26 protein-coding genes and 5 tRNA genes are annotated in these 25,636 nt (G+C 62.1%); 15 read left to right on the forward strand and 16 right to left on the reverse strand.

Annotation, left to right across the window (positions count from 1 at the left end; genetic code table 11):
• Positions 1-201 precede the first annotated feature (201 nt).
• The 5 genes from argA to ettA all read left to right on the forward strand — a co-directional run bounded on the left by argA (position 202) and on the right by ettA (position 6,265).
• Positions 202-1,506, forward strand: coding sequence for an amino-acid N-acetyltransferase (gene argA / locus B0T39_RS23385; protein ID WP_081551004.1), 1,305 nt, complete (start codon positions 202-204; stop codon positions 1,504-1,506).
• Between the two features lie 87 nt (positions 1,507-1,593).
• Positions 1,594-1,866 (forward strand): oxidative damage protection protein, encoded by a 273-nt coding sequence (locus tag B0T39_RS23390; protein WP_019100565.1) that lies wholly within the window; start codon positions 1,594-1,596, stop codon positions 1,864-1,866.
• Positions 1,867-1,937: 71 nt separating this feature from the next.
• Positions 1,938-3,995 (forward strand): polyphosphate kinase 1, encoded by a 2,058-nt coding sequence (gene ppk1, locus B0T39_RS23395; RefSeq protein WP_043638572.1) that lies wholly within the window; start codon positions 1,938-1,940, stop codon positions 3,993-3,995.
• Positions 3,996-4,042: 47 nt separating this feature from the next.
• Positions 4,043-4,522 carry a DUF456 domain-containing protein gene (locus B0T39_RS23400; RefSeq protein ID WP_019100492.1) on the forward strand — a complete coding sequence of 160 codons (480 nt, stop codon included), beginning with the start codon at positions 4,043-4,045 and terminating at the stop codon, positions 4,520-4,522.
• A 75-nt stretch (positions 4,523-4,597) separates the two neighbouring features.
• Positions 4,598-6,265 (forward strand): energy-dependent translational throttle protein EttA, encoded by a 1,668-nt coding sequence (gene ettA / locus B0T39_RS23405; RefSeq protein ID WP_081551006.1) that lies wholly within the window; start codon positions 4,598-4,600, stop codon positions 6,263-6,265.
• A 36-nt stretch (positions 6,266-6,301) separates the two neighbouring features.
• On the opposite strand, the gene B0T39_RS23410 is transcribed toward ettA, so the two are convergent.
• The 4 genes from B0T39_RS23410 to B0T39_RS23425 all read right to left on the reverse strand — a co-directional run bounded on the left by B0T39_RS23410 (position 6,302) and on the right by B0T39_RS23425 (position 9,959).
• Positions 6,302-7,234 (reverse strand): dihydroorotate oxidase, encoded by a 933-nt coding sequence (locus B0T39_RS23410; protein ID WP_081551042.1) that lies wholly within the window; start codon positions 7,232-7,234, stop codon positions 6,302-6,304.
• A 142-nt stretch (positions 7,235-7,376) separates the two neighbouring features.
• Entirely contained in the window at positions 7,377-7,844 is a 468-nt protein-coding gene (bfr, locus tag B0T39_RS23415) for a bacterioferritin (RefSeq protein WP_081551044.1), read from the reverse strand.
• A gap of 82 nt (positions 7,845-7,926) precedes the next feature.
• Positions 7,927-9,699 carry a ferrous iron transport protein B gene (gene feoB, locus B0T39_RS23420; protein WP_081551008.1) on the reverse strand — a complete coding sequence of 591 codons (1,773 nt, stop codon included), beginning with the start codon at positions 9,697-9,699 and terminating at the stop codon, positions 7,927-7,929.
• Complete coding sequence (locus B0T39_RS23425; protein WP_176219642.1) at positions 9,696-9,959, reverse strand: FeoA family protein; 264 nt, start codon at positions 9,957-9,959, stop codon at positions 9,696-9,698. The genes feoB and B0T39_RS23425 overlap by 4 nt, the downstream gene beginning before the upstream one ends.
• 175 nt (positions 9,960-10,134) lie before the next feature.
• On the opposite strand from B0T39_RS23425, the gene dcd reads away from it, so the two are divergent.
• Positions 10,135-10,704 carry a dCTP deaminase gene (dcd, locus tag B0T39_RS23430; RefSeq protein WP_081551012.1) on the forward strand — a complete coding sequence of 190 codons (570 nt, stop codon included), beginning with the start codon at positions 10,135-10,137 and terminating at the stop codon, positions 10,702-10,704.
• A 270-nt stretch (positions 10,705-10,974) separates the two neighbouring features.
• On the forward strand, positions 10,975-11,469 hold the full coding sequence (locus tag B0T39_RS23435; protein WP_081551046.1) for a glutathione peroxidase: 495 nt from the start codon (positions 10,975-10,977) through the stop codon (positions 11,467-11,469).
• A gap of 7 nt (positions 11,470-11,476) precedes the next feature.
• Here B0T39_RS23435 and B0T39_RS23440 read toward each other — a convergent pair whose 3' ends face one another.
• From B0T39_RS23440 to B0T39_RS23470, 6 genes are all read right to left on the reverse strand, one after another.
• A complete protein-coding gene (locus B0T39_RS23440) occupies positions 11,477-11,890 on the reverse strand; it encodes a YchJ family protein (protein ID WP_081551014.1) in 414 nt (137 codons plus the stop codon).
• Between the two features lie 2 nt (positions 11,891-11,892).
• On the reverse strand, positions 11,893-12,366 hold the full coding sequence (locus B0T39_RS23445; RefSeq protein ID WP_043638583.1) for a hypothetical protein: 474 nt from the start codon (positions 12,364-12,366) through the stop codon (positions 11,893-11,895).
• Positions 12,367-12,522: 156 nt separating this feature from the next.
• Positions 12,523-12,927 carry a ProQ/FINO family protein gene (locus tag B0T39_RS23450; protein ID WP_081551016.1) on the reverse strand — a complete coding sequence of 135 codons (405 nt, stop codon included), beginning with the start codon at positions 12,925-12,927 and terminating at the stop codon, positions 12,523-12,525.
• A 486-nt stretch (positions 12,928-13,413) separates the two neighbouring features.
• Entirely contained in the window at positions 13,414-14,364 is a 951-nt protein-coding gene (locus B0T39_RS23460; protein WP_081551020.1) for a PfkB family carbohydrate kinase, read from the reverse strand.
• Positions 14,361-15,752 carry a purine-cytosine permease family protein gene (locus B0T39_RS23465; protein WP_081551022.1) on the reverse strand — a complete coding sequence of 464 codons (1,392 nt, stop codon included), beginning with the start codon at positions 15,750-15,752 and terminating at the stop codon, positions 14,361-14,363. Before B0T39_RS23465 ends, B0T39_RS23460 begins: the two co-directional genes overlap by 4 nt.
• Before the next feature lie 4 nt (positions 15,753-15,756).
• The gene (locus B0T39_RS23470; protein ID WP_081551024.1) at positions 15,757-16,767 is read right to left on the reverse strand and encodes an ADP-ribosylglycohydrolase family protein; all 1,011 of its coding nucleotides are present in this window, start codon (positions 16,765-16,767) and stop codon (positions 15,757-15,759) included.
• A gap of 356 nt (positions 16,768-17,123) precedes the next feature.
• Between B0T39_RS23470 and B0T39_RS23475 the strand changes: the two genes are divergently transcribed.
• Positions 17,124-17,858, forward strand: coding sequence for a GntR family transcriptional regulator (locus B0T39_RS23475; protein WP_081551026.1), 735 nt, complete (start codon positions 17,124-17,126; stop codon positions 17,856-17,858).
• Between the two features lie 73 nt (positions 17,859-17,931).
• On the opposite strand, the gene B0T39_RS23480 is transcribed toward B0T39_RS23475, so the two are convergent.
• Positions 17,932-18,016, reverse strand: a tRNA-Leu gene (locus tag B0T39_RS23480).
• 138 nt (positions 18,017-18,154) lie between these two features.
• On the opposite strand from B0T39_RS23480, the gene B0T39_RS23485 reads away from it, so the two are divergent.
• The 5 genes from B0T39_RS23485 to B0T39_RS23505 all read left to right on the forward strand — a co-directional run bounded on the left by B0T39_RS23485 (position 18,155) and on the right by B0T39_RS23505 (position 22,887).
• Complete coding sequence (locus tag B0T39_RS23485; protein WP_081551048.1) at positions 18,155-18,463, forward strand: phage tail assembly protein; 309 nt, start codon at positions 18,155-18,157, stop codon at positions 18,461-18,463.
• On the forward strand, positions 18,382-18,591 hold the full coding sequence (locus B0T39_RS26540; protein WP_081551028.1) for a GpE family phage tail protein: 210 nt from the start codon (positions 18,382-18,384) through the stop codon (positions 18,589-18,591). The genes B0T39_RS23485 and B0T39_RS26540 overlap by 82 nt, the downstream gene beginning before the upstream one ends.
• Positions 18,588-21,134, forward strand: coding sequence for a phage tail tape measure protein (locus B0T39_RS23495; protein ID WP_141111381.1), 2,547 nt, complete (start codon positions 18,588-18,590; stop codon positions 21,132-21,134). The genes B0T39_RS26540 and B0T39_RS23495 overlap by 4 nt, the downstream gene beginning before the upstream one ends.
• 92 nt (positions 21,135-21,226) lie before the next feature.
• Positions 21,227-21,670: a phage tail protein gene (locus B0T39_RS23500; protein WP_081551032.1), complete on the forward strand. Its 444-nt coding sequence runs from the start codon at positions 21,227-21,229 to the stop codon at positions 21,668-21,670.
• Complete coding sequence (locus B0T39_RS23505) at positions 21,667-22,887, forward strand: phage late control D family protein (RefSeq protein WP_254894632.1); 1,221 nt, start codon at positions 21,667-21,669, stop codon at positions 22,885-22,887. Before B0T39_RS23500 ends, B0T39_RS23505 begins: the two co-directional genes overlap by 4 nt.
• Before the next feature lie 116 nt (positions 22,888-23,003).
• Here the strand turns inward: B0T39_RS23505 and B0T39_RS23510 are convergent, their stop codons facing one another.
• The 5 genes from B0T39_RS23510 to B0T39_RS23535 form a co-directional block, all read right to left on the reverse strand.
• Positions 23,004-23,309, reverse strand: a complete 306-nt coding sequence (locus tag B0T39_RS23510; RefSeq protein WP_081551034.1) for an H-NS histone family protein — start codon at positions 23,307-23,309, stop codon at positions 23,004-23,006.
• Positions 23,310-23,795: 486 nt separating this feature from the next.
• A tRNA-Leu gene (locus tag B0T39_RS23520) sits at positions 23,796-23,884 on the reverse strand.
• 6 nt (positions 23,885-23,890) lie between these two features.
• Positions 23,891-23,969, reverse strand: a tRNA-Ile gene (locus B0T39_RS23525).
• Positions 23,970-24,057 (reverse strand) — tRNA-Ser (locus tag B0T39_RS23530). It abuts the tRNA gene before it with no gap.
• Between the two features lie 8 nt (positions 24,058-24,065).
• A tRNA-Gly gene (locus tag B0T39_RS23535) sits at positions 24,066-24,139 on the reverse strand.
• 197 nt (positions 24,140-24,336) lie between these two features.
• Here B0T39_RS23535 and B0T39_RS23540 point away from each other — a divergent pair.
• Both B0T39_RS23540 and B0T39_RS23545 read left to right on the forward strand, forming a co-directional pair.
• Positions 24,337-24,624: a type II toxin-antitoxin system HigB family toxin gene (locus tag B0T39_RS23540; RefSeq protein ID WP_081551038.1), complete on the forward strand. Its 288-nt coding sequence runs from the start codon at positions 24,337-24,339 to the stop codon at positions 24,622-24,624.
• On the forward strand, positions 24,621-25,037 hold the full coding sequence (locus B0T39_RS23545) for a helix-turn-helix domain-containing protein (RefSeq protein ID WP_081551040.1): 417 nt from the start codon (positions 24,621-24,623) through the stop codon (positions 25,035-25,037). The genes B0T39_RS23540 and B0T39_RS23545 overlap by 4 nt, the downstream gene beginning before the upstream one ends.
• Positions 25,038-25,636 lie beyond the last annotated feature (599 nt).

Here is a 25,636-nt window from a genome sequence, read left to right on the forward strand (position 1 = left end):
TTCGGCCTGCTTGAGAAAGCCAATGATCTGTTCTTCGGTGAATCTGCTCTTCTTCATGTCCGTCATTCTCCTTCAGTGACGGACTTCTCTCTACTTTTGATTGGTAAGGCCTAAGGGGAGCAGATCACTCCTGCAAAACACCGTCATTCCTGCTACGCTATCCGGCTCAACCCTAGTTTTCCGGCCGGAGCCGCTGACCCCATGCTTACCCGCGAATTCGTGCTTTCCTTTCGCGAAGCCGCCCCCTATATCAACGCCTACCGCGGCAAGACCTTCGTGCTGGCCGTCAGCGGCGAAACCTTGCAGGACGGAGATTTCGCCAGCCTGGCCCAGGACATCAACCTCTTGGTCAGCCTGGGCGTGCGCATCGTACTGGTGCACGGCATCCGCCCGCAGATCGAGGGCCTGCTGAAACGACACGGCATCGCCCGCCTGTTCCACCGCGACCGCCGCGTCACCGACGCCGCCACCATGGACGTGGTCAAACAGGCCGCCGGCGCCACCCGCTTCGACATCGAGGCGATGCTGTCCATGGGCATGCCCAACTCGCCAATGCACGGCGCCCATCTGCGCGTGGCCGGCGGCAACTTCGTCACCGCACAGCCGCTGGGCGTGCTGGACGGCGTGGACATGCAATACACCGGCCAGGTGCGCCGGGCGGACGGCCCCGCCATCCGCGCCCGCCTCGACCACAGCGAACTGGTGCTGCTGTCCCCCATCGGCTATTCGCTGACCGGCGAGGCCTTCAATCTGACCATGGAAGAACTGGCCACCCACGTCGCCATCACCCTGAAGGCGGAAAAACTGATCTTCGTGATCGAGCAACGCGGCGTGATGCTGGACGAGGAACTGATCAGCACGCTGACCGCGCAGCAGGCCGAAGATCTGCTGGCTTCCGGCCGGCTGCAGGAAGACGTCAGCGCCTACCTGCCCTACGCCATCCGCGCCACCCGCGAAGGCATTCCCCGCGCCCACTTGATCAGCCGTCACGCCGACGGCGCCTTGCTGGTGGAACACTTCACCCGCGGCGGCAACGGCACCATGATCGCCCGAGACCCGCTGGTGCGAGTGCGCAACGCCAGCATCGAAGACATCGGCGACATCATCGGCCTGATCCAGCCGCTGGAAGAACAAGGCGTGCTGGTCAAGCGCAGCCGCGAACATCTGGAGGTAGAGATCGGCGAATATTCGGTGCTGGAACACGACGGCAAGATCTACGGTTGCGTGGCCATGCACTCCTTCCCCGATGCCGGCACCGCCGAGCTGGCTTGCCTGGCGGTGGCTCAGGACAAGCGCGACGGCGGCTTTGGCGAGATGCTGCTCAAACACGTGGAATACCAGGCGCGCACCCAAGGCCTGCAATCGCTGTTCGTGCTCACCACCCAGACCGCGCACTGGTTCGTCGAGCGCGGCTTCGCCGAGGCGGACAAGAGCGCGCTGCCGCTGGCGCGGCAGCAGTTCTACAACTATCAGCGCCGCTCCAAGGTTTTCGTCAAGGTCTTGTAAGTCTAGGGCCGCATCGTGGTTGGAAGCGTTTCATCTCTGTGACACAATATTGAATTAACCTTTTTCCGATATTTTAAGGATTGCGCCATGAGCAGAACCGTCAATTGCGTCAAGCTGGGCCGCGAAGCCGAAGCCCTCGACTTCCCGCCGCTGCCGGGCGAACTGGGCAAGCGAGTGTTTGACAACGTCTCGAAAGAAGCCTGGCAAGGCTGGCTGCGCTATCAGACCATGCTGATCAACGAAAACCGCCTGAGCCTGGCCGACGCCCGCGCCCGCCAGTATCTGGCCGCGCAGTTGGAAGCCTACTTCTTCGGCGACGGCGCCGACGCTCCCGCCGGCTACACTCCGCCGCAGAACTAATCGCCATGCCCAGCCCTCCAAGCGAGGGCTTTATTTTTCCCTGAACTCTCCACTGTTGGCTTGAACCTCGTATGTCACACACGCAAGACCTGCTGATCAACCGCGAACTTGGCCTTCTAGAATTCAACCGCCGCGTGCTGGCCCAGGCGGAAGACGCCAACCTGCCGCTGCTGGAACGGCTGAAATTCCTGTGCATTGTGTCCTCCAACATGGATGAGTTCTTCGAAGTGCGAGTGGCCTGGCTGCAGGAAACCGCCGAGGTCACACCGGAACGCATCCTGGCGGACGGCACCACGCCTGAGCAGGCGCTGGCCAAGGTGGCCACCGCCGCGCACCAACTGGTGCGCGACCAGTACGCTGTGATGAGCGAAGTGCTGTTTCCGGCGCTTCGCGAGGAAAACATCATCTTCCTGCGCCGCAACGAATGGAGCCCCGCGCAACAGCAATGGGTGAAGGACTTTTTCTTCCGCGAGTTGATGCCCATCCTCACCCCCATCGGCCTCGACCCGTCCCACCCCTTCCCCAAGGTGCTGAACAAATCCTTGAACTTCGCGGTGGAGCTGGAAGGGCGCGACGCCTTCGGCCGCGCCTCCGGCATCGCCATCGTCCAGGCGCCGCGCATCCTGCCGCGGGTGATCAAATTGCCGGCGGACGTCAGCGACGGCCATCGCCACACCTTCGTCTTCCTGTCCTCCATCCTCCATTCCCATGTGCATGAGCTGTTCAGCGGCATGGCGGTCAAGGGCTGCTACCAGTTCCGCGTCACCCGCGACAGCGAACTGACGGTGGAAGACGAAGACGTGAAAAACCTGCGTACCGCCCTGCAAGGCGAATTGCGCCAGCGCCAGTTCGGCGACGCGGTGCGGCTGGAGATCGCCGATACCTGCCCCTTGCATATGGAAGAATTCCTGCTGACCCAGTTCAACCTGAAGCCGCGCGACGTCTACCGCGTCAACGGCCCGGTCAATCTGGTGCGGCTGATGCAGGTGCCGGACCTGGTGGATAGGCCGGACCTGAAATTCACCCCCTTCATCCCCACGCTGCCGGAGATACTGCGCAAGAAGACGCCGCTGTTCGATGCCATCCGCAAGGGCGATATTCTGCTGCACCACCCGTTCCAGAGCTTCCAGCCTGTGATTGACATGCTGACGCTGGCGGCGTCCGATCCCCATGTGGTGGCCATCAAGATGACGGTGTACCGCACCGGCACCGACTCGGTGCTGATGGAATCGCTGATCGCCGCCGCCCGCGCAGGCAAGCAGGTGACCGTGGTGGTGGAGCTGATGGCGCGCTTCGACGAAGAAGCCAATATCAGCTGGGCCAGTCGGCTGGAGGACGCCGGCGCCCACGTGGTCTATGGCGTGATCGGCTACAAGGTGCACGCCAAGATGCTGATGGTGGTGCGCCGCGAAGAACACGGCCTTCGCCGCTACGTCCACTTGGGCACCGGCAACTACCACCCGCGCACCGCTCGCCTCTACACCGACTTCGGCCTGCTGACCTGCAATGAACAGATCGCCAGCGACGTCAACGATATCTTCGTACAGCTGACCGGCCTGGGCCGCGCCAGCCAGCTCAAGCTGCTGTTCCAGAGCCCGTTCACGCTGCACAGCATGGTAATGGAGGCGATAGACCGCGAAATCGCCCACGCCCAGGCCGGCAAGCCGGCGCAGATCATCGCCAAGATGAACGCCTTGCTGGAAAGCCAGGTGATCCACGCGCTGTACCGCGCCAGCCAGGCCGGGGTCAAGATCCAGCTGATCGTGCGCGGCGTGTGCGCGCTGCGGCCGGGCGTGCCGGGGCTGTCTGAGAATATCAGCGTGCGCTCCATCGTCGGCCGCTTCCTGGAACACCCGCGCGTGTTCTACTTCCACAACGACCGCAAAGAAGACCTGCTGATCGCCAGCGCCGACTGGATGGGCCGCAACTTCTTCCGCCGCATCGAAACCTGCGTGCCCATCATCGACGCCAAGCTCAAGCGCCGGGTGATCAAAGAGGCGCTGCGCCTCTATCTGGACGACAACGTCAACGCCTGGGACATGCAGCCGGACGGCGGCTACAAGCGCCGCACCTCCCGCGGCAAGCCGCATTGCGCGCAATTGCAGCTGCTGGAAGAGTACACCCGCTGACATCCGGCCCGCGGCTCCGCCGCGGGCGCATCCCCGCAAGGACCACCATGGAAATCGCCGGCTACAGTCTCGCCGCCCTGCTCATCGTCGCCGGTCTGGCCGGCACCATGCTGCCCATCATCCCCGGCTTGCCGCTGATGTTCGGCGGCCTGCTCCTGGCCGCCTGGCTGGACAACTTCAACCACCTGGGCGCGATCAGTCTGATCATCATGGCCCTGCTCACCGCATTGGGCCTGGTGATAGATTTCTTCGCCGGCCTGCTTGGCGCAAAAGCCAGCGGCGCCAGCAGTCAGGCGCTGTGGGGCGCCTTCATCGGCGGCATCGTGGGCATGTTCTTCGGCTTGGCGGGCGTGCTGCTCGGCCCGCTGGTCGGCGCCGTCATCGGCGAGTTCATCGCCCGCAAGGACGCCTTTCAAGCAGGCAAGGTCGGCATCGGCACCTTCATCGGCTTCATCGTCGGCGCGGTGGCCAAGGTGGCCTGCGCTTTCGCCATGCTGGCCACGGCGGCGCTGGCGCTACTGTTCTAGCGGCCGCGCGGCTGGCCTAAACCGGGGGATTTGGTAGAATCCCGGTTTATCCCCTTCAATCCAGCGTGAATACCGATGGCACAATATGTAATGTCCATGCTCCGCGTGAGCAAGATCGTTCCGCCCAAGCGCCAGATCATCAAGGACATCTCCCTGTCCTTCTTCCCCGGCGCCAAGATCGGCCTGCTGGGCCTGAACGGCGCCGGTAAATCCACCGTGCTGCGCATCATGGCCGGCGCGGACAAAGAATACGAAGGCGAGGTGCAACACCTGGCCGGCGTCAAGATCGGCTACCTGCCGCAGGAACCGCAGCTGGACCCCGAAAAAACCGTGCGCGAGGAAGTGGAAAGCGGCATGGGCGACGTGATGGGCGCGCAAAAGCGCCTGGAAGAGGTCTACGCCGCCTACGCCGACGCGGACGCCGACTTCGACGCGCTGGCCGAAGAACAGGCCAAGCTGGAGGCCATCATCGCCGCCGGCGCCAACGACAACGTCGAACACCAGCTGGAAATCGCCGCCGACGCGCTGCGCCTGCCGCCGTGGGACGCCAAGATCGGCCCGCTGTCCGGCGGCGAGAAGCGCCGCGTGGCGCTGTGCAAGCTGCTGCTGTCCAAACCCGACATGCTGCTGCTGGACGAACCCACCAACCACCTGGACGCGGAGTCCGTGGAATGGCTGGAACAATTCCTGGTGCGCTTCCCCGGCACCGTGGTGGCCGTCACCCACGACCGCTACTTCCTGGACAACGCCGCCGAGTGGATTCTGGAACTGGACCGCGGCGAAGGCATCCCGTGGAAAGGCAATTACTCCAGCTGGCTGGAGCAGAAGGAAGCCCGCCTGGCGCAGGAATCCAAGAGCGAAGGCGCGCGCATGAAGGCGATGAAACAGGAACTGGAATGGGTGCGCCAGAACCCGAAAGGCCGCCAGGCCAAGTCCAAGGCGCGTCTGGCCCGCTTCGAGGAACTGTCCAGCTACGAAACCCAGAAGCGCAACGAGACTCAGGAAATCTTCATCCCGGTGGCCGAGCGCCTGGGCAATGAGGTGATCGAGTTCAACGGCGTGTCCAAGGGTTTTGGCGACCGTCTGCTGATCGACAATCTCAGCTTCAAGGCCCCGCCGGGCGCCATCGTCGGCATCATCGGCCCCAACGGCGCCGGTAAGTCGACGCTGTTCAAGATGATAGCCGGCAAGGAACAACCGGACAGCGGCGAGGTCAAGATCGGCCAAACCGTGCAGATGGCCTTCGTCGAACAGACCCGCGAAGGTCTGGACGGCGACAAGACCGTGTTCGAGGACGTAGCCGCCGGCGCCGACATTCTCACCGTCGGCAAATTCGAAATGTCCAGCCGCGCCTACCTCGGCCGCTTCAACTTCAAGGGCGCCGATCAGCAGAAAAAGGTGGGCATGCTCTCCGGCGGCGAACGCGGCCGCCTGCACCTGGCCAAGACCCTGCTCCAGGGCGGCAACGTGTTGCTGCTGGACGAACCGTCCAACGACCTGGACGTGGAAACCCTGCGCGCGCTGGAAGACGCGCTGCTGGAATACGCGGGCACTGTGTTCGTGATCTCCCACGACCGCTGGTTCCTGGACCGTATTGCCACGCACATCCTGGCGGCGGAAGGCGAATCGCAATGGACCTTCTTTGACGGCAACTATCAGGAATACGAGGCCGACAAGAAGAAACGCCTGGGCGAGGAAGCCGCCAAGCCCAAGCGTATCCGCTACAAGCCGATCAGCCGCTAAAACAAAGCCCGGGTTCTCCGGGCTTTTTTCATGCGCTCACTGCGTCTTCAGCCGTCCGCGGAACTCATCCAGCCGCTGGTAGCCCTTGGCCTGCATGATCGCGGCCAGCTCCGCCTCGATGCGGTCAAAGGCGCTGACGCCCTCCTCGTGCAGGCAGGTTCCCACCTGCACCGCGGTGGCGCCGGCCAGGATGTGCATGAAAGCCTCGGCCCCGCTCTTCACCCCGCCGCAGCCGATCACCTGCTTGTCGGCCAGCAACACGGCGAACTCGCGCACATTGGCCAGCGCCGTCGGCAACACATAATCGCCGCCCAGCCCGCCCAAACCGCCCTTGGGCTTGATCACCGCGGACTCGCTGTCCAGATCTATCACCAGGCCGTTGCCCACCGAGTTGATGCAGGTGACGAAGCGCAGCAGCGGGAAGGCGTTCAACACCGCGGCCATGGCGGCGAAGTGCGCCGGATCGAAATACGGCGGCAGCTTGACGCCGAACGGCCGCGCGTATGCCCGGCTGATCGCCGCCAGGGCCTCGGCGCTGGCGGCGAAGTCATAGCCCAGCTGCGGCTTGCCCGGCAGATTGGGGCAGGACAGGTTCACCTCCGGCAGGCAGGGCAGCTTCAACGCAGCCAGTTCGGTCAGGATGGTCAGGGTATCGTCCAGCGTCATGCCGGACACGGACAGGAACAAGGGCTTGGCGTCCTCGTAAGCCTGGGCGTAGTCCAGGTAATAGCGGTAGCCCTCGTTGGGCAGGCCCATGGAATTGATGCTGCCCAGCGCGGTGCGTCGGTAGCGCGGCTCGGGATTGCCGGCGCGTGGCTCCAGCGTGCAGCTCTTGGTCACCACCGCGCCGGCGGCGGAGCGGCGTACCTGCTCCAGCTCCTCCCGCGTGCGGCAATAGACGCCGGAAGCATTGAACAAGGGGCTGGACATCTTCATGCCCAACCAGGAAACGGATAGATCCAGCGACATCGCGCCCTCCGGCGAATTCATCTGCCGGCGATGATAGACGGAGACGGTCCCGGCCATGCTGCGCCATGTCAAAACCCGCGCGGCCGCCGCAAAACAAACGGCCGCCCCAAAGGCGGCCGTCTCAAGGTCAAAATAGCCTGGCTTACATTTGCGACTGAATATAGTTCTGTTCGCCCACCATATCGATCAGGCGCAGCTGCTGCTCCAGCCAGTGCGCGTGATCGTTCTCGGTCTCTTCCAGCAACACCATCAGTTCCTGACGCGTCACATAGTCCTTCACGCTCTCGCAGTGGGCCACCACTTTTTTCAGCAAATCGCCGACGCGGTATTCCACTTCCAGATCGCTGGCCAGCATCGCCCGCACATTCTCGCCCACCACGATGGGCACGCGCTTGGCCACATTGGGCTTGCCTTGCAGGAATAAAGTGCGCGCGATCAGCACCCGCGCGTGCGACAGCTCGTCCTCGCGCTCATGGTCGATGCGCTCGAACAGCTTGTGCAGGCCGAAGTCCTTGTACATCTCGGCGTGGATGAAATACTGGTCCGCGGCGGACAGCTCTTCCGCCAGCAGTTCGTTCAGCAACTCGATGGTTTTGGGATCACCTTGCATAACGACCTCTTGTTGTTGTAGTTCAATGACGCCGGCCATCCGCCGGCGCGAACGGAATTCGCGAACCATTCATTCTAAGCCCTCAAGGCCACAGATGCACGCTGGCTTGATAAAACGCGAACGACAACAGCCAGGCCAGGCCCACCGACCACGCCACCGCCATCGCGGTATAGGACTTGCTGCGCGACTCGCGGTACATCGCCGCCACCGTGGACAGGCAAGGCACGTAGATCAAGGTGAAGATCAGGAAGCTCATCGCTGAACGCCAGTCCAGATGTTGCAGCAAGACAGCGCCCAGACCTGCCTCCGACACCCCGTAGATCACAGCCAGGCTGCCCAACAGGATTTCCTTGGCGATGAAGCCGAACAGCAAGGCCGCCGCCAGCTCGTGGCGAATGCCTATCGGGTCCAGCACCGGAGCCAGCAGGCTGCCCAAGGCGTCGGCCAGCGTCTTGCCGTCGCCGGCCGGCACATGGGTCAGCAACCAAACCAACACCACCCCCAACAGGATGAAACTGGAAGCCAGTTGCAAAAAGGCCCGCACCTCCCCCACCGCCCGGCTCAGCAAATGGCTCAAGCCGGGCAGCCGGTACGGCGGCACTTCCAGCAAGAAGGCTTCGCCGCCGGCGTAACGACGCTTGAACACCCAGGCGGTGAACACCGCGACGGCGAAGCTCATCAGATAAAGCCCCATCAGCACCCACGGCGCCTGCGCCGCCGTGAACAGCAGCCCGGCGAAGAACACCACCACTTGCAGCCGCGCCGAGCACAGCGAAAACGGAATCACCAGCATGGTCAGCAGCCGCTGCTTGCGCTCGCGCATCACCCGGGTGCCCATGATGGCCGGCACATTGCAGCCAAAACCCATCAACTGCATCACGAAGCCGCGGCCGTCCAGCCCCAGCCGGGCCATAAAGGCATCGGTCAGATAGGCGGCGCGCGCCAGATAGCCGGAGTCCTCCACCATCGCCATCAGGACGAAGAACACCAACAAGATGGGCGCGAAGGTCAGCACCGTCGACACGCCCTGCCAGATCCCGTCCAGCGCCAGGCTCTGCACAATCTCAGGCAAAGGCGCGAGCAAGGGCGCCAGCGCCTGCTCCTTGACCCAGTCCAGTCCGGCGCCGGCCAGCTCCTGCAAAGGCGTGCCGATCTGATAAGTCAGGTTGAACAACAACGCCATCAGCGCGAAGAACAGCGGCAAGCCCAGCCATGGATGCATCAGCCAGTGGTCGATCTTCTCGGTCAGCTGCGCTGGCAGCATAGGTGGCAAGGCCCAGCAGCCGTCCAGCAAGCGTTTGGCCTCCGCCATCGCCGCCTGGGTGTCCGGAACCGTGTCCAGCCCGGCTCTCGCGGCCGGAGCCCCATTGTTGGCCAGTCGGTTCAAACTCGCCATCAGCGGCGGCCAGCCTTGCATATGCCTGGCCGACACCAGCGATACCGGCGCGCCCAGACGTTCCGATAAACGCTCCACGTCCAGGCTCACGCCCAGCCCCTTGGCCTCGTCCGCCATATTCAACACCACTTGGCAGTTGAGACCGCTGGCCAGCACCTGCAAGGCCAGCGGCAATTGCCGGTCCAGCTGGCTGGCGTTGAGCACCAGGATGGCGCCATCGAAAGCGCTGGCCAGCAACACGTCGCGCACCACCGCCTCGTCGTCGGAATAGCCGGTCAAATCATTGACGCCGGGCAAATCCACCAACTCCACCATGTGACCACCCAACAACAAACGCGCGCTGCTCAGTTCTATGGTCAGGCCCGGCCAATTGCCGACACGCTGCGACATGCCGGTCAGACGGTTGAACAAAGTGGACTTGCCGGTGTTCGGCAAGCCGATCAGGGCGAAACGCTTCATGCTTCCACCCTCGCCACGATGAAGCGCGCCAGACTGCGCCGCAACAGGAAGCGGGTGGCGCCGACATCCAGCAACAAAGGCCCGCCCAAGGGCGCCGCCCGACGCAAATAAAAACGGCAGCCCGGCGCCAGGCCAAAGGCGGCGACGCGACGCATGGCCTCTTCGGCCAGCTCCAGACGGTCGACCACGCCGTGGCGGCCGGCGGGAAATACATCCAAAGTCAACATGATGATCCGATCAAGAACGAGAATGGTTTGCATTAGTATATCCAGCCAAACCACGTCGAATATCGGCAAACCGCGGCAATTCCCGCCCTGCTTGACCTGCATCAATAGCATTGTCCTATCCGGATCCGCCTTGGATTATCGATAGCCGCCCACAGCGCTTGCGGTTAAAATCGCGGACAATCAATCGATAAGCTACGGGCCAAAGACAATGAGCATCAAATCGGACAAATGGATTCGCCGGATGGCGGCCGAGTACAATATGATAGAACCCTTCGAGGCCAACCAGATCAAGATGGTGGATGGCCAGAAGGTGATCTCCTACGGCACCTCCAGCTACGGCTACGATATCCGCTGCGCCGACGAATTCAAGGTATTCACCAATATCAACAGCACCATCGTCGATCCTAAAAACTTCGACCCCAACTCCTTCGTGGAAGTCTCCGGCAAGGGCTATTGCATCATCCCGCCCAACAGCTTCGCGCTGGCTCGCACCGTCGAATATTTCCGCATTCCGCGCTCGGTGTTGACCGTATGCCTGGGCAAGTCCACTTACGCCCGTTGCGGCATCATCGTCAACGTCACCCCGTTCGAGCCGGAATGGGAAGGCTACGTAACCCTGGAGTTCTCCAACACCACGCCGCTACCGGCCAAAATCTACGCCAACGAGGGCGTGGCCCAGGTGCTGTTCTTTGAATCCGATGAAATTTGCGACGTGTCCTACAGTGACCGCGCCGGCAAATACATGGGCCAGGTGGGCGTGACGCTTCCGCGCCCCTGAACCGCTTCCCTCCTGCAAAAAAGGGATGGCCTGGCCATCCCTTTGTCATTTAAACAACGCCAAATCCGTCCTCGCAATTTCACCTTAATGTTCTAGGATAAACAGAGGGTTAGCTGACTTTCCCGGTTGGTCGGCCCTTGTACAGCAATTGATTTCTTCTTGGGGCGTAGCGGTTCCCCCTTGCCGTTGCGCCCCTTTTTTTATCTCCCTGCTCAATTGCTCTTCTTCCGGTTTCTTGCCATGATCTTCGCTTTGGCGAAGGGCGGAAACATGCCGGACATATATGATTTTTCCATTGAGACTTTAAACGGACCGACGTTGCCGCTGGCGAACTATCGCGGCAAAGTGCTGCTGTTGGTCAACACCGCCAGCGAATGCGGCTTCACCTCGCAATTGGCAGGCCTGGAACAACTGTACCAGCGCCACCGCGATCAAGGCCTCGAAATCATCGGCTTTCCCTGCAATCAGTTCGGCGGCCAAGAACCAGGGAACGCCTCCGCCATCGGTCAGTTCTGTCAAAAGAACTTTGGCGTCAGTTTCGCCTTGTCCGCCAAGATTGATGTCAATGGAGCGGATGCGCATCCGCTATGGCGCTATCTCGCCGCCGCCAAGCCTGGTCTACTGGGCAGCCGGCGCATCAAATGGAATTTCACCAAGTTTCTGATCGATGGCGAGGGGCGCATCCGCGGGCGTTTCGCCCCCTACGTCAAGCCGGCGGCGCTGGAGCGCGTGATCGAAAGCCTGCTGCCGACATCCGCCGCCTGAACCGAGTTCAGCTCAACTCGCCGGACACGTAGAACCAGCGGCCGTCCTCGCGCGCAAAGCGGCTGCGCTCGCGCATGCGCTCGGCCTTGCCGCTCACTTTATAGCGCGCGGTAAACTCCACCCACCCTTCGGCGTCGGCCTCGCCGCCGGCCTCTGTCGCCAGCACCTCCAGGCCCAGCCATTTGACCACGCCTGCATCCGCGGCCAGGTCCAGCGCCTGCGGCCGGGTACTGGGATGCCAGCTCGCCAGCAGATACGCCTCGTCGCCGCGCGCGTAAGCGGTATAGCGCGAACGCATCAAGGCCACCGCCGTGGGCGCAGGCTCGCCGCCCTCGCTCAGGTAACGGCCGCAACAGGCCGCGTAATCGCCGCCCAGTCCGCAGGGACAGCCGGCAGCGTCCGGCTTGGCTTTCTTGCCCATGTTCAAGCTCCCAAGGCCGGCAAGCCGTAGAGTTTGAGCAGGAAGTTAGTGAACGCGGGATCCGCCGGCTTGGGATTCATCTTGGGCCAGCGCCTCATCCACTCCCGCAAACGCTCATCCATCTTGGCTCGGAACGTATCCTGATCAATGCGCCCCGCCTCGCGCTCCACCGTCAGATAGCGGTACATGGCGAAGGTGTTGTCGTCGACGGGGTTGGACCCCACTGCCTTGAGCCGGAATGCGCCCAACTGATCAGCAGCCGCCAGCCTGGTCAGTTCGCCGCTCTTGACCTTGTCTGCCAAACGGTTGGCCTCACGCAACAAAGCGTCCGACTTGGCGGTGGGCGCCGGAGCCGTCTGCTGCCGGCCCTTGGCCGGAGAGGAAGGATGCGAACTGATGGGCGCGCCCAGTTGTTGCAACGCGCTGCAAGCGGACAAGCTCAGGGCCATGGCGGCCCACAAGAAAAGACGTTTCATGCCGGGTATTCTACTCCTGTCCTGATTCGGCGCCGCGCGGCGCGTTCTGCTGCGACCGCCTCGCCAACGCCAATGTTCCACCTCGCCAATGCAAAACAGCCTGACAAACGGATCTGTCAGGCTGTTTTACGTTCTTGCCACGAGGCCGCGGCACGCTTATTCCGCGGCGTCGCCAGCGGGTTCGGCCGGAGCCACCGCAGCCGGGACCGGAGCCGGCTTGGGCGCGGACATTTGTTCCGCCGCCTTTTTCTCTTCCGCGCTCACTTCGCCCACCGGCTTGTTGGCCAGATCGAAACGCTTGCCGCCGCGCGCCAGAGACTTGACGTAGCGCGGCTTGCGACAGTGATTGGCCACCACGCGGGAGATCAGCGTCGAGTCGAACTGCGGCAAGGCCGCGATCAGGCTCTCATGGATGCCCAAGGCCAGCGGACGAAACTGGCGGAAAACGTCGAACTTGCTGTAGACATGATCCGCGATCATCTCGGTCTGCTTTTTCTTGGACAGACTTTGTACAGCGGACTTAAGTGCAGCACCGAGTGCCGTTTCAGTATTTGGCTTCATGAACTTCTATCTAGATCCATTGATGCAAAAGCAGCGCATGCTGCCTAATCAAGCGAAGCGCTGCAACCAGTCGCCCGGCCAGCTTGACAGCCAACCAAAAAATGACGACATCGTAATCAGGCTTGACCAACACGCGCAGACAAGACGTCTGCGCGTCGTGAAAACCGCCGATCATGGCGGGCGTCCGGGAGCCGGACCCAGGCGGCGCGGCCTGCCGGAACGGGGGGTGCGGCTCCCACACCCATCGGCCCGCCCTGCTTGCCGACGGCGAAGCCAACTTGACGGCAATGGATGAAAGCGCCAAACGGAACCCTCCGGGCGCTCCATAGCCGGGCAGGCGCTCACGAGGGTGGGAGAGTACTAAGTAATGCCCCTTTATGTCCAGCACTTGACGCCAATTGCGGCGTTTCCACCCCTATCCGTCTTTCTTTTGCCACTTTCGCCGCGCCAAGCCGGCCTCCCGGCCTCAAACACGCCCTATGTGACTCATAGGCAGGTGGCGGGAAAGCGGCGGTTCAAGCTGTCCCAATCCGTCGCCGCGTCCGGGCCAGCGCTGGCCACCACGCAGGCCGCCAGCCGATTGCCCAGATCCACCGCGTAATGCAGTGGCCAGCCGCTGGACAAGCCGGCCAACAAACCGGCGCAATGCGCGTCGCCCGCGCCTATGGTGTCCACCACAGAGACCTGGTAGCCAGGCAGATGCCATGGCTCGTCGGTGCCCGGACAGACCCAGGCGCCGTCCTGGCCCAAGCGGCAGATCAGCGTCAGTTGGTAGTCCTTGGCAAAACGCTGCGCCGCCGCCACCGGATCGCCCTCGCCGCACAATAGGGCGATCTCATCCCGGTTCAACGTCAATAAGGTTTCCGTGCCGCTCAGGCTGGACAGAAACGCCGGCTCCAGCAAGGCGACGCGCGGACCGGGATCGATCACCCGCAACTGTTCCGACGGCAAGGCCAACAGCCAGGCGCGCAGCGCCCGCCCGCCTTCTCCCGCCAGTTCATAGCCGTTAGCGTACACCAAGCCGTCGGCGGGCAAGGACAGCGCGTCCAGTTGCTCGCGGCTCCATTCCCCTTCGCAACCGGTGATGGAGATGAAGCTACGCTCTCCGCTAGGCTCCACCATGGCCACGCACCAGCCGTTGTCGCGATTCGTGTTGCGCAACAGCACCGGTAGGCCCAACTCCCGCATCGCCCCGTCTATCGCCGCGCCCCAGGGTCCGTTGCCCACCGGCATGCCGTTGATCACAGGGGCGTTCAACTGACACAGCGCCCTCGCCACATTGAAGGCGCAGCCGCCGATTTGGCGCTCCTGCTGCAAGGCCTCTACATCGCCGCCGCTTCGCGGCAGTTCCGGGAGGGTCAGCACCACATCTCCCACAGCGCCGCCCAAAGCCAGGATAGCCTTGGTCGGATGATAACTTGGACACGGAATGGTCATGTGCGTCGCTCCTTCAGCAACAGATACAACCCATAAGCCAGCAAGCTGGTTCCAAAAGACACAAACAATCCAAGGCTGGAATCCGCGAAGACCCCCACCGCCAACGGACCGTCGATAAAGCCGGTCTTGCTCACCAGCAGGCCGCAGGCCGCGCCCAGCAGCCAACACAGCAAGGGCCCGCCGCGGAAGGCCTGCCGCCCATCGCCGGACAAGGCCGCATCGTCATAACCTTGGCGATGACGCAGCAGCAGGTAATCCAGTACAAACACCGCCTCCCAGGCCGCCAGGAACACGCCGCAGAACAGCAGGAAGGAAATGAAGGGCCCCAGGAAATCGCTGGAGACGAATAAAACGTAAGCGGCGATCGCCAACACGATCAGCGCATTGATGGAAACCGCCTGCGCCTGCCTGACCTTGACGCCTATGGTCAGCAAATTGAGGCTGGCCGAATACAGGCTGAGCACAGCCATGGTCACAATGCCCGCGGTCGCGGTCAGCAGATAGGGCACCGCCATCCAGGCCGGCAGCACCGCGCCTATCTTGGCAATGGGATTGGCCGCGCTGGCCAGGTCCGGAATCTGCGCCGACAGCAGCACGCCGGTGAAAATCAGCAGCATCAAAGGCAGCGACGCCCCCACCATCACCGCCCCGAAAATGCCGCCGTTGGACGAGCCGGACCGCTGGTAACGACTGTAGTCCGCGCCGGCGATCGCCCAACTAATGCCGGTGCCCGCGGCGATCACCGACACCGCCGGCCAGAAGCCGGTCAGCCAGTCGCCGTCCGGCCGCGCCATGATGGCGCCCCAGTTCGCTGTCGACGCCACGTACAGGATCACCACCAGGGTCATGCTGCCGAAAATCCGGCTCAACCAGCTTTGCATCCACACCACGGTTGCCTGTCCCAGCAGGCTGACCACGATGGTCAAGCCGATGAACAAGAACAAACACACCGCGGTCAGCAGGCGGCTCTCCGCCATGCCCAGCGCCTGGCACAGCGCCGCCAGCGTCAAAGCGCCGGTCACCACGTTGACGGCCTCCCACCCCATCAAGTTGAACCAGCTGAAGGCGGTGGGCGCGGCGTTGCCGTGCAGTCCAAAGATGGCCCGCGACAAAGTCAACGTCGAAGTGCGGCCCCGCCGGCCGGCGATGCTGGTCACCCCCACCAGGGCGAAACTGGCCACCCCCAGCGCCGCGGCCAGCAAAGACTGAAAGAAGGACAGCCCGAAGCTGGTGACGATGCCGCCGTAAACCACGCCCAGAATGCCGATATTGGCCGCCAGCCACACCCAGAACAACTCGATGGGCCGGCCCTTGCACTCATGTTCCGGCACTAGGTCTATGCCTGCGCTCTCCAGTCGCCAGCCCTCTGCTGCTTGTACATCGCTCATTTGCTCACCCCCTAAATCGCAATGCGCTCAAAGCCCGCGCGTAAGATTCGAAATCAACGCCATTCACTTTCCGGATGCGCTCCCGCCATTCGGCGGGCAAGGCGTCCACGCCTCGCAAGGCGCCGCACACCGCGGTGGCCATCGCGCCTATGGTGTCGGTGTCGCCGCCCAGATTGGCCGCCAGCACCGCGCAACGGCGCGGGTCGCCATCCGCGCAATCCACCAGGGCCAAGGCGGTCGGCACCGACTCTATCGTGTCCATGCCGGCCCCCAGCGTGCGATACAGCTCGGCAACCACCGCCGTATCGCCCCGACCCCGCAAACGCGCCGCCACCTCAAATCCCCAATCCAAGCGCCGGCTCAGCAGAGGGCTGAAAGTGGTGACACGCTCCAGCTGCGCCTGCTCGGCGACTTCAGGCAGTTCAGCCTTGATGCAAGGCCAATCCGCCCCGTCCACCGCCCGCGACACCGCCCAAGCGATAGCCGCGGCGCCGGCCACTGCGATATCGGACTGGTGGGTGGGGCTGCAGCTTAGCCGCACCGCATGAATAAAGGCCTCGCGGTTCGCGCTGGGCAATAAGCAGCCCAGCGGAGCCACCCGCATCGCCGCGCCGTTGGTGACGCCGTTGGCGCCCAGCGAGTCGATGGGCTGGCCGGACAAAATCGCTCTCAGCGCAGCCTTCGAACTGGGTCCCAGGATGTTCTTGTTGAAGGCGTCGACGCCCTCGGCCCAAGCGATGATGTTGGCGGCAATGCGCTCCGGTTCCACCGCGCCATCCGCGGCGATCAAGGCGTCCATCAAGGCGATGGCCTGCTGAGTGTCGTCGGTGAATTCGCCGGCGACAAACTCGGAAGCGGCGAAGTTCTCGGCGGGGCCGGGCAGGAAGTCGTCGATCCAGCCAAAGAACGTCTGCACCTGTCGTTGCGGCCACAGCTCGGAAGGCATGCCCATGGCATCTCCCGTCGCCTGCCCATACAGAGCCCCAAGAATGGACTGGTAGCACTTGCTAATCATTGTCAAACCACTTCTCTCCGCCAGGATGCCAACACCGGAGCCCGTTTAAGAACCTGTTTACGATCTGCTGCCCATCGTGAAGCGTGACACGGTGAATACACCTTCAAAATGCTCATGTACCGTGTCCACGCTCCGATTTCTCAGCCGTTTTCGCCTTGTCTCGCCCTAGCTAGCGAGACTTTGAACAGACTCTCAAGGACTCCGATTGGCATCGTATGATAAGTCCAATGCAAATCCAATAGTACATAACCATACTATTGATCAGGAGAGCATGCCACAAAGCTTGAACCGCTCTCCCCATACCTTCCGGCATTGATTTAGACTGGAACGCGCATGCACAGGAGCTTTCATACGATATGAGCGATATTCTGGAATGCCTGCTCGCCAGCCTACGGCAGCCTGGCGCTACGCCGCGCTATCTGCTGATCGCCGGCGCGCTGGAACAGGCCATCCGCGAGCACCTGCTGCCCGAAGGGGCCTTCCTGCCGACCGAGCGGCAGATGGCGGAAAAACTGGGACTGTCGCGCGTCACCATCAGCAAGGCGATGGCGGAACTGGAACGCAAGCGGCTGATCACCCGTCAGCAAGGCCTGGGCACTCGCGTCGCCCAAACCTTTCGCTACTCGCTCAACGACAGCGGAGGCTTCACCGAGCAGGTGCTGCGCAACGGCGGCAGCGTGGCCAATCAGTGGCTGTTGCGGCGGCGAGAACGCGCGCCGGCCGCCATCGCCAGCCTGCTGCGCCTGCCTGTCGGCGCGGACATTGCCAAACTTCGTCGCCTGCGCCTGATGGACGGCACGCCGGCGGCGCTGGAAACCACCTATATCCCGCTGGCCTACCTGCCCGAACCGGAAGGTCTGGAGCACTCGCTATACCAATGGTGGGAACGCCATGGCGTCGAAATCGGTCGCAAGACCTTCCGTCTGGCCTCCTGTGCGGCGGATCAGGACAGCGCCGCCCTATTGCATGTGCAGGCCGGCACGCCGCTGCTGCGCATCCAGCAGACCAGCTTGAACGCGGCGGAGCAGGTATTGGAATTCAGCGAGGTACTGTGCCGCAGCGATCTCTATGAATTCGAGGTGCAGCTTTAAGAGAAGCCGAAAAAAACCCGCTCAGCGCCAGGCTGTGCGGGTCGTTTTCGTCTCGCGGACGGTTTTGCCGTAGTGGTGCCCCGGGCCGGAATCGAACCGGCACGACCGAAGTCGAGGGATTTTAAGTCCCTTGTGTCTACCAATTTCACCACCGGGGCGGGCAAAGAGACGGCGATTCTATCCCAGAGCCGGGCTGCTGGCAAACAGGGATGGAGATCAAGGCCATGGCACGCCGCCGCGGAGGACTGCGGGCTTGATCCCGATCCGGGAGAAAGAGGAGAAACCAAGGATTGAACATGCAAGACAAAGACCCCATCACCCTGGACCAGCCTATCCAGCGCGGACAGACCCAAATCGCCGCCATCCGCATCAGCAAGCCCAGCGCCGGCCAGCTGCGCGGCACCAAGCTGGTGGACCTGCTGCAAATGGACGTTGGCGCGCTGATCACCCTGCTGCCGCGCATCACCCTGCCGCCGCTGACCGAACAGGAAGTGCAAAGCATGGACCCGGCCGACCTGACCGAATGCGGCATCGAGGTCGCCGGTTTTTTGGGGAAGAAGGAACGGCAGCCGAGCGAAGCGGACACGGCCTCCCCGGCCGCGTAGAAGACGCCATTGCCGACGTCGCGGTCGTGTTCCATTGGCCGCCGTCGGCGTTTGAGCATATGAGCCTGGCCGAACTGGCTGACTGGCGCGAACACGCCCGCCTGCGCAGCGGCAACGAGGACACATGAGCGATACCCGGATGAAGCTGGAAGTGCTGCTGGCGGGCGTGGACAAACTGAGCCGCCCGCTGCGCGACGCCATGGCCGGCAACAAGGCGCTGGCACAAGCGGTCAAACACTCCCGCGAGCAACTGAAGGCGCTGGAGCGTCAGCAGTCCAACATCAACGGCTACAAAAAGCAGGCCGCCGCGCTGCAGGACACCCGCGCCAAGCTGGACCAGGCCCAACAGCGCGTGCGCGCCATGCGCGAACAAATGCGCGCCGGCGAGGAACAAACCGCCAAATTCCGCAAAGCCTTTACCAAGGCCAACGAAAGCGTGCACAGCCTCACCGCCCAGGTGCAGCGCCAAACCCGCTATCTGGCCCCCTTGCGCGCCAAGCTGAGCGAGGCCGGCGTCAAGGTCGCCCAGCTGGGCAACGCGGAAACCGCGCTCAAGGGCAAGGTGGATGGCGTCACCCGCGCCTTGAAAGAACAACAACGCGCCCTGGAGCAGACCAGCCAACGCAGCCAGAAACTGCAGGAGAACAAAGCCAGACTTCGCGGCTCGCTGGACCGCGCCGGCCAGCTCGGCATGCCGGTGGTCAATGTCGGCAGCCTGCCGCGCGCCATCGTCAGCGGCATGCGCAGTCCCATCGAAGAAAGCAAGCATTACCAAACCGAATTCCAGCGCGTGCGCGCACTGGGCATTGGCGATAAAGAAGCCAATCGCGCCAAGCAGTTCGCCGCCAATCTGAATGCCTACGGCGTCAGCGCCACCGAAACCCTAGAGCTGGACCGTGATGCCTGGGCGGTATTCGCTGATCGCGACCACGCCGAAATGGTCACCCCAGTGCTGACCCGAATGAAGTTCGCGAACAAGGCCATGTTTGGCGAAGGAGAAGGCCAGGAAAAAGACAAGCAACTGATGGACATGATGAAGGTGATTGAAATGCGCGGCGGGGCCAATAACCAAAAAGACTTCATGGCCCAAGCCAACAAGGTGCAACAAGTCATCGCCGCCACCGGCGGCCGCGTCGGTCCCAATGAGTGGTATCGCTTCACCAAGCGTTCCGGCTTGGCCGGCCAAGGCCTGAGCAATGAAGCCTTCTATTACAAAATGGAGCCGGTCATTCAGGAGATGGGCGGCGACACCGCCGGCCAGGCCTGGATGTCCGCCTACCAAAACCTCTATCAAGGCCGCACCACCAAACGCGCCGCGCTGCTGCTCGACAAGTTCGACCTGATCGGCGACCGCAGCAAAATCAAACACGACAAAGCCGGCCAAGTCAGCTTTTTGAACCCGGGCGCGCTGAAAGGCGCCGCCACCTTCAAAACCGACCCCTTCAAATGGATTGATGAAATCCTGCTGCCCACCCTGGAAAAGAAAGGCATCAAGGATCGACAACAAATCGAAGACGTGTTGGGCGGCATCTTCACCAACCGCAATGCCTCAGGCCTATTCGGCAAGCTGGTGCTGCAAAGAAAGCAATTCGCGAAAAGCGCCGCGGTCAACGCCCGGGCTGACAACATCGATCAGATCTACGACAAGGCCAAGGACACCGCCGAAGGCAAGGAAATCGACCTGATCACCCGCCGCGCCGACGCCTACAAGGTACTGGGCGATGCGGTGATGCCGGAATATACCCAGGCGCTGGAAATGGCGTCCGCCGCCGTCAAAAAACTGAGCGACTGGATGCAAGCCAACCCGGCGGCGGCCAAGGCCATCACCCTCGCGCTGATGACGCTGGCCGCCGCGCTCGCCACCCTGGCCGCGCTGATCATCCCACTGGCCATGCTGCGCTTTACCTTCTCCTCGCTCGGCATCGCCGCCTCGGCGGGGCGGCTAGCGTTCTCCAGACTGGGCGGCGCGCTGAAATCCTTGGGAACCGCGCTCCGCTGGATGGGCGGCGCCGCCTGGAAAGCCATCACCATCGTGGGCAAAGCGATGTTCTGGCTGGGCCGGGTATTGCTGATGAACCCCATCTTGCTGCTGATCACCGCCATTGCAGTGGGCGCCTACCTGATCTGGCGCCACTGGGACACGCTCGGCCCCAAGTTCGCCAAGCTTTGGACCCGAATCAAACAGTTCTTCAGCGCGGGTTGGGAATTCGTCAAAACCTCGGCCAATGATCTGCTGGACTGGTTCCAGAACTTGCCAGGCCGCTTTGTCGAATTTGGCGGCAACATCATGCAAGGCCTGGTCAACGGCATCAAAAGCGGGCTGGGCGGGGTCAAGGACGCCATCCTCGGCGTCGGCGACATGCTGCCGGAGTGGCTGCGCAACAAGCTGGACATCCACTCGCCCTCTCGCGTATTCGCCGGCATCGGCGGCTACGCCATGGCCGGCCTGGAGCAAGGCATCGTTAAGAACCAGGACGGCCCGCTAGCCGCGCTGCGCCAGGCCACCGGCAGGCTGACCGCCCTCGGCGCCGGCGTCGTGCTCGGCGCCGGCCCAACGCTGGCCGGCCAGCTGGACACCCGCCCGCCGCTGGCGCGGCCGGCCATGGCCGCCGCCGCTCCCATTATGATCAACACCCCGATCACCATCCACGCCGCGCCCGGCATGGACTAACGCGCGCTGGCGCGGCTGGTGCGCCAGGAACTGGAAAAAGCCCAGCGCGACGCCCAAGCCCGCCAGCGCAGCAAATTTGGAGACATCGACTAATGCTAGGTCTGCCGATGATGGCGCTAGGGCTGTTCGTGTTCACCCGCGGCACCCTGCCCTATCAGGAAATGAAACAGCAGTTCGGCTGGCGCTGGCCGGGCAACCCCCGCGTCGGCGCCGCGCCCGGCCGCCAGTACACCGGGCCGGAGGAGGAGCCCATCACCCTGTCCGGCAAGCTACTGCCGGAGCTGACCGGCGGCGACAGCTCGCTGGCCCTGCTCAAGCTGATGGCCGACCAGGCGCTGGCCTGGCCGCTGATCGAGGGCACCGGCATGATTTACGGCTTCTACGTCATCGAGAAACTGGATCTGACCCGCCGCGAGTTCTTCAGCGACGGCAAGGCGCGCGAGATCGACTTCACCCTGACGCTGCAGCGCGTCGACGGCAGCATGCTGGACCTGCTCGGCAACCTCAGCCGCGCGGTGATGGAGTTGGCGTTTTGAGCCTGGACAGCCTGATGGCCGCCGGCCGGGACATCGCCCAACAAGGCCTGGACGGCCTCGCCGACTTCGCCGGCCTCAACGGCGCGCCGACGCCGGCCTGGCGGCTCAGCCTCAACGGCAAGCCGCTGGACAGCGCGCTGCGCCGCCGGCTGGTGGCGCTGACACTGACCGACAACCGCGGCTTCGAGGCCGACCAGCTCGACATCGTGCTGGACGACAGCGACGGCATGCTGGAACTGCCCGGCCGCGGCGCCGTCATCGCCGTGGCGCTGGGCTGGCGGCATAGCGGCCTGATCGACAAGGGCAGCTACACCGTTGACGAAGTCGAGCATAGCGGCACGCCGGACATTCTGACTCTGCGCGCGCGCTCCAGCGACCTGCGCGAAGGCATCGCCGCCAAGCGCGAAAAGAGCTGGAGCAAGACCACACTCGGCGCCATCGTCCGCGCCATCGCCGCCGCCAACCAGCTGCAGCCGGCGATACCGCACTGGTTGGCCAAGCGTCGCGTAGAACAGTTGGACCAGCGCAATGAAAGCGATGCCCAGCTGCTGCACCGGCTGGCGCGCGAACACGACGCCGTGGCCACGGTGAAAAACGGCCGCCTAGTGTTCTGCAAGGCCGGCGACGCCGAAACCGTCAGCGGCAAGCCCTTCCCGGTCTGCACTATCAACCGGGCCAGCGGCGACAGCCACCGCTTCAACATCGCCGACCGCAATGCCTACACCGCCGTCAAAGCCCAATGGCAGGATCTGAACCGGGCCAAGCGCGGCGAAATCATCGTCGACAAAAACACCCGCTTCGAACGCCGCGCCACCGTCACCAAGCTGGGCCGCACAAGCAAGCGCAAAAAGCTCACCGCCATCCAGCAAAAAGGCGTGGAGCCCAGCGCCGGCAACGTCAAAATGCTGCGCCACATCTACGCCAGCGAAGCCACCGCGCTGCAGGGGGCCAAAGCGGCATGGGAGAAGCTGCAGCGCGGCGCCGCCGAGTTCAGCATCAACCTGGCCTACGGCCGGCCGGAGCTGTTCGCCGAACTGCCGGCCAGGGTGCAGGGCTTCAAGCCGGCCATCGACGCCACCGACTGGGTGATCAACAAAATCACCCACACCCTGAACGACGGCGGCTATACCTGCCAGCTGGAGCTGGAAATGAAGCTGGAGGCGGTGGAGGAGCCCACGACTAAAGAGCCAAAGGAGAAGCGGGTGACACAGCGATAGGAAAGCGGCCGGAATCACTTTGGTACCACAAATAATAAAGCCCGCTTATGCGGGCTTTTCCTACATTCACACTATCGGTAGCCTTGAAACATCAGACTAGGGGTCACTGCCAACGGCTAGATAGCCAGCTCTTCCAACGCTTTTCCACCATCAATCCAGGCCTGAACCCAAGTCGGTTTGCGTCCGCGTCCCGACCAAGTGAGGCTGCTATCATCAGGGTGACGATACTTGGCCTCCACCGGTTTGCGAACCGCAGTTTCCTTATTCAATACATCTTCCACTTTCAAACCATAGGCGCGGGCGAGTTCAAGAATTTGCTTCTTTGCTTTAGATTTTTCTTCCACTTCGCGGCGTTTAATCTCGCTTGTTACGTCAGCTTGCAGGGCAATCAGTGCGGTGAATTCAAGCTTGGATAATTCCATACCATGTTCCTTTAATCGTTGGTTTGATGATTATAGGGAGTCATGCACACAATTGAAATAGTGTAATTCAAATAATAAAAGCCCCTCCAAAGGAGGTATAGTCTATGTATCGGGCTAACGCCGCAGGCCTTGCCACAGCCCGATATCAGCCAGGGCTTTTTGCTCATTTTGAAATGGAGGGTTGCACTATGAGTAACACAATTCACATTGCCGTCTTAAGCCACGAGGCATCTCATGTAGAGGCACGTAGTGCGGACTCATATGAAAGCCTTAACGAGAGGCTGAGCCATGAGTTTCCAGCCGGGTTTACTTTAGAAGTATCGAGTAACGAAGGTCTGATCAAATGGTTTAGGGGAGACGCAGGGGACGGTGATGAGATTATCCTCTACCGCCTCACCGCCAAAGCCGCTGCCAACTAATCAAGCCGCCATTCCAAGGGCGTTACTGTGCGTGGTCTGCTGAGCAGTCGATAGGTCAGAGGATATTTGGTGCCCGGAGCCGGAATCGAACCGGCATGCGCGAAGCCGCGCGACGGATTTTAAGTCCGTAGTGTCTACCTATTTCACCATCCGGGCGAGAGATGGTGGGCCCCCCGAGAGTCGAACTCGGCACCAACGGATTATGAGTCCGCTGCTCTAACCAAGCATGAGCTAGAGGCCCTGGCGGAAGCGGTGGGATTCGAACCCACGGATGGTTTCCCATCGCTGGTTTTCAAGACCAGTGCCTTAAACCACTCGGCCACACTTCCTGTGGTGTTGGAGCGGGTGAAGGGAGTCGAACCCTCGTCATAAGCTTGGAAGGCTTCTGCTCTACCGTTGAGCTACACCCGCAGCGATCTTCATTGACCGTGGCCTGCCGGCAGAGTTCCATCACCGGTCAGCGACGGACTGCCCCATGCTGTCTGAACTTTGCCTACAGTTGGTCACCCACAGGCAAAATGGGCTCCCCTTCTGCCCTCAGTAGCCCCCTGCACTCATGGACGTAGCTGCGCCTTGACAATATCTCATTTTGAGATAAAATAACATCCATGAAACTGATCAGCAACCGCGCCTTGCGCGACTTCGCCCAGACTCACCCGGACGCGGAACAGCCGCTGCAAGGCTGGCGCCGCGTCATAGAAAAGAACGCGTTCGCCAACTATGCCGCGATGAAGCAAGCCTTCAACAGCGTGGACAAGGTGGGGGAGCTGATGGTGTTCAATATCGGGGGCAACAAGTTCCGGCTGATCGCCTTTGTGCAGTTCCCTCGACAAGTGGTGTATGTGAAGGCCGTGCTGACGCATGGCCAGTATGACAAAGGAGACTGGAAATCATGAACGCCCGTATCGACGCCGCCAGCCTGCTGCCCGCCTGGCGGGCCTTCAGCCAGGCTACCGACATCCGCCCCATCCGCGATGCCGACCACTACGACCGCATGAGCGAGCTGCTGGACGCGCTGTGGGACAGCACCCAGGGCGATGAACAGCACCCGCTGTGGGACTTGAGCGAGCTGGTCGGGGACCTGGTCCACGACTACGAAAACCGCAATCACCCAATGCCGGACGCCAGCGGCCTGGATGCGCTGCGCCATCTGATGCAGGAACACGGCCTGCGCCAGAACGACCTGCCGGAGATTGGCAGCCAGGGCGTGGTGTCCGAAGTGATGGCCGGCAAGCGCGAACTGAATCTGCGCCAGGTCAAGCAACTGGCGGCTCGCTTTGGCGTTAGTCCGGCGACCTTTATTGACTGATAGACTGGGCCTGCCCATGGAAAAGCCCCGCTTGATGCGGGGCTTTAGCTTTACTGGGACGCAAGAGCAAACGCAAGAAACTCACTCCCATCCAACAAAAGGGTGCGGAACCAATCTTCCACTGACCATGCAGGTCCGCGGATGCCCCCTCCTTCCTCATTGCAAAAACGAAGCGCCCCACTTGGAGCGTTTTTTCATGGTTTTCATTTGCTCTAACCGGCTAACTGCACCCTCCACTGCATCAAGCTAGGCAAGGCCAAGCCTCAAAGTACAAGCTTAACTTACCGTCTGCTCCTTGTTACATGCCGTTCCTCTTCCGTTACAAAAAAAATCTGGATGTATCAAATCGTAAAAACAAATAATTCAACCGTGGATGCACATCAATTGAATATGAACACCCAAGCGCACAATCACAATATCAAAAATCTTGCAAGCGCAGAGCGCGTAAAGAAGGTAAGAGGCTTATTTTAACTGATCTGCTCCCCTTAGGCCTTACCAATCAAAAGTAGAGAGAAGTCCGTCACTGAAGGAGAATGACGGACATGAAGAAGAGCAGATTCACCGAAGAACAGATCATTGGCTTTCTCAAGCAGGCCGAA

Source organism: Chromobacterium haemolyticum (assembly GCF_002081825.1).
In the GTDB taxonomy this organism is placed as follows: domain Bacteria; phylum Pseudomonadota; class Gammaproteobacteria; order Burkholderiales; family Chromobacteriaceae; genus Chromobacterium; species Chromobacterium fluminis.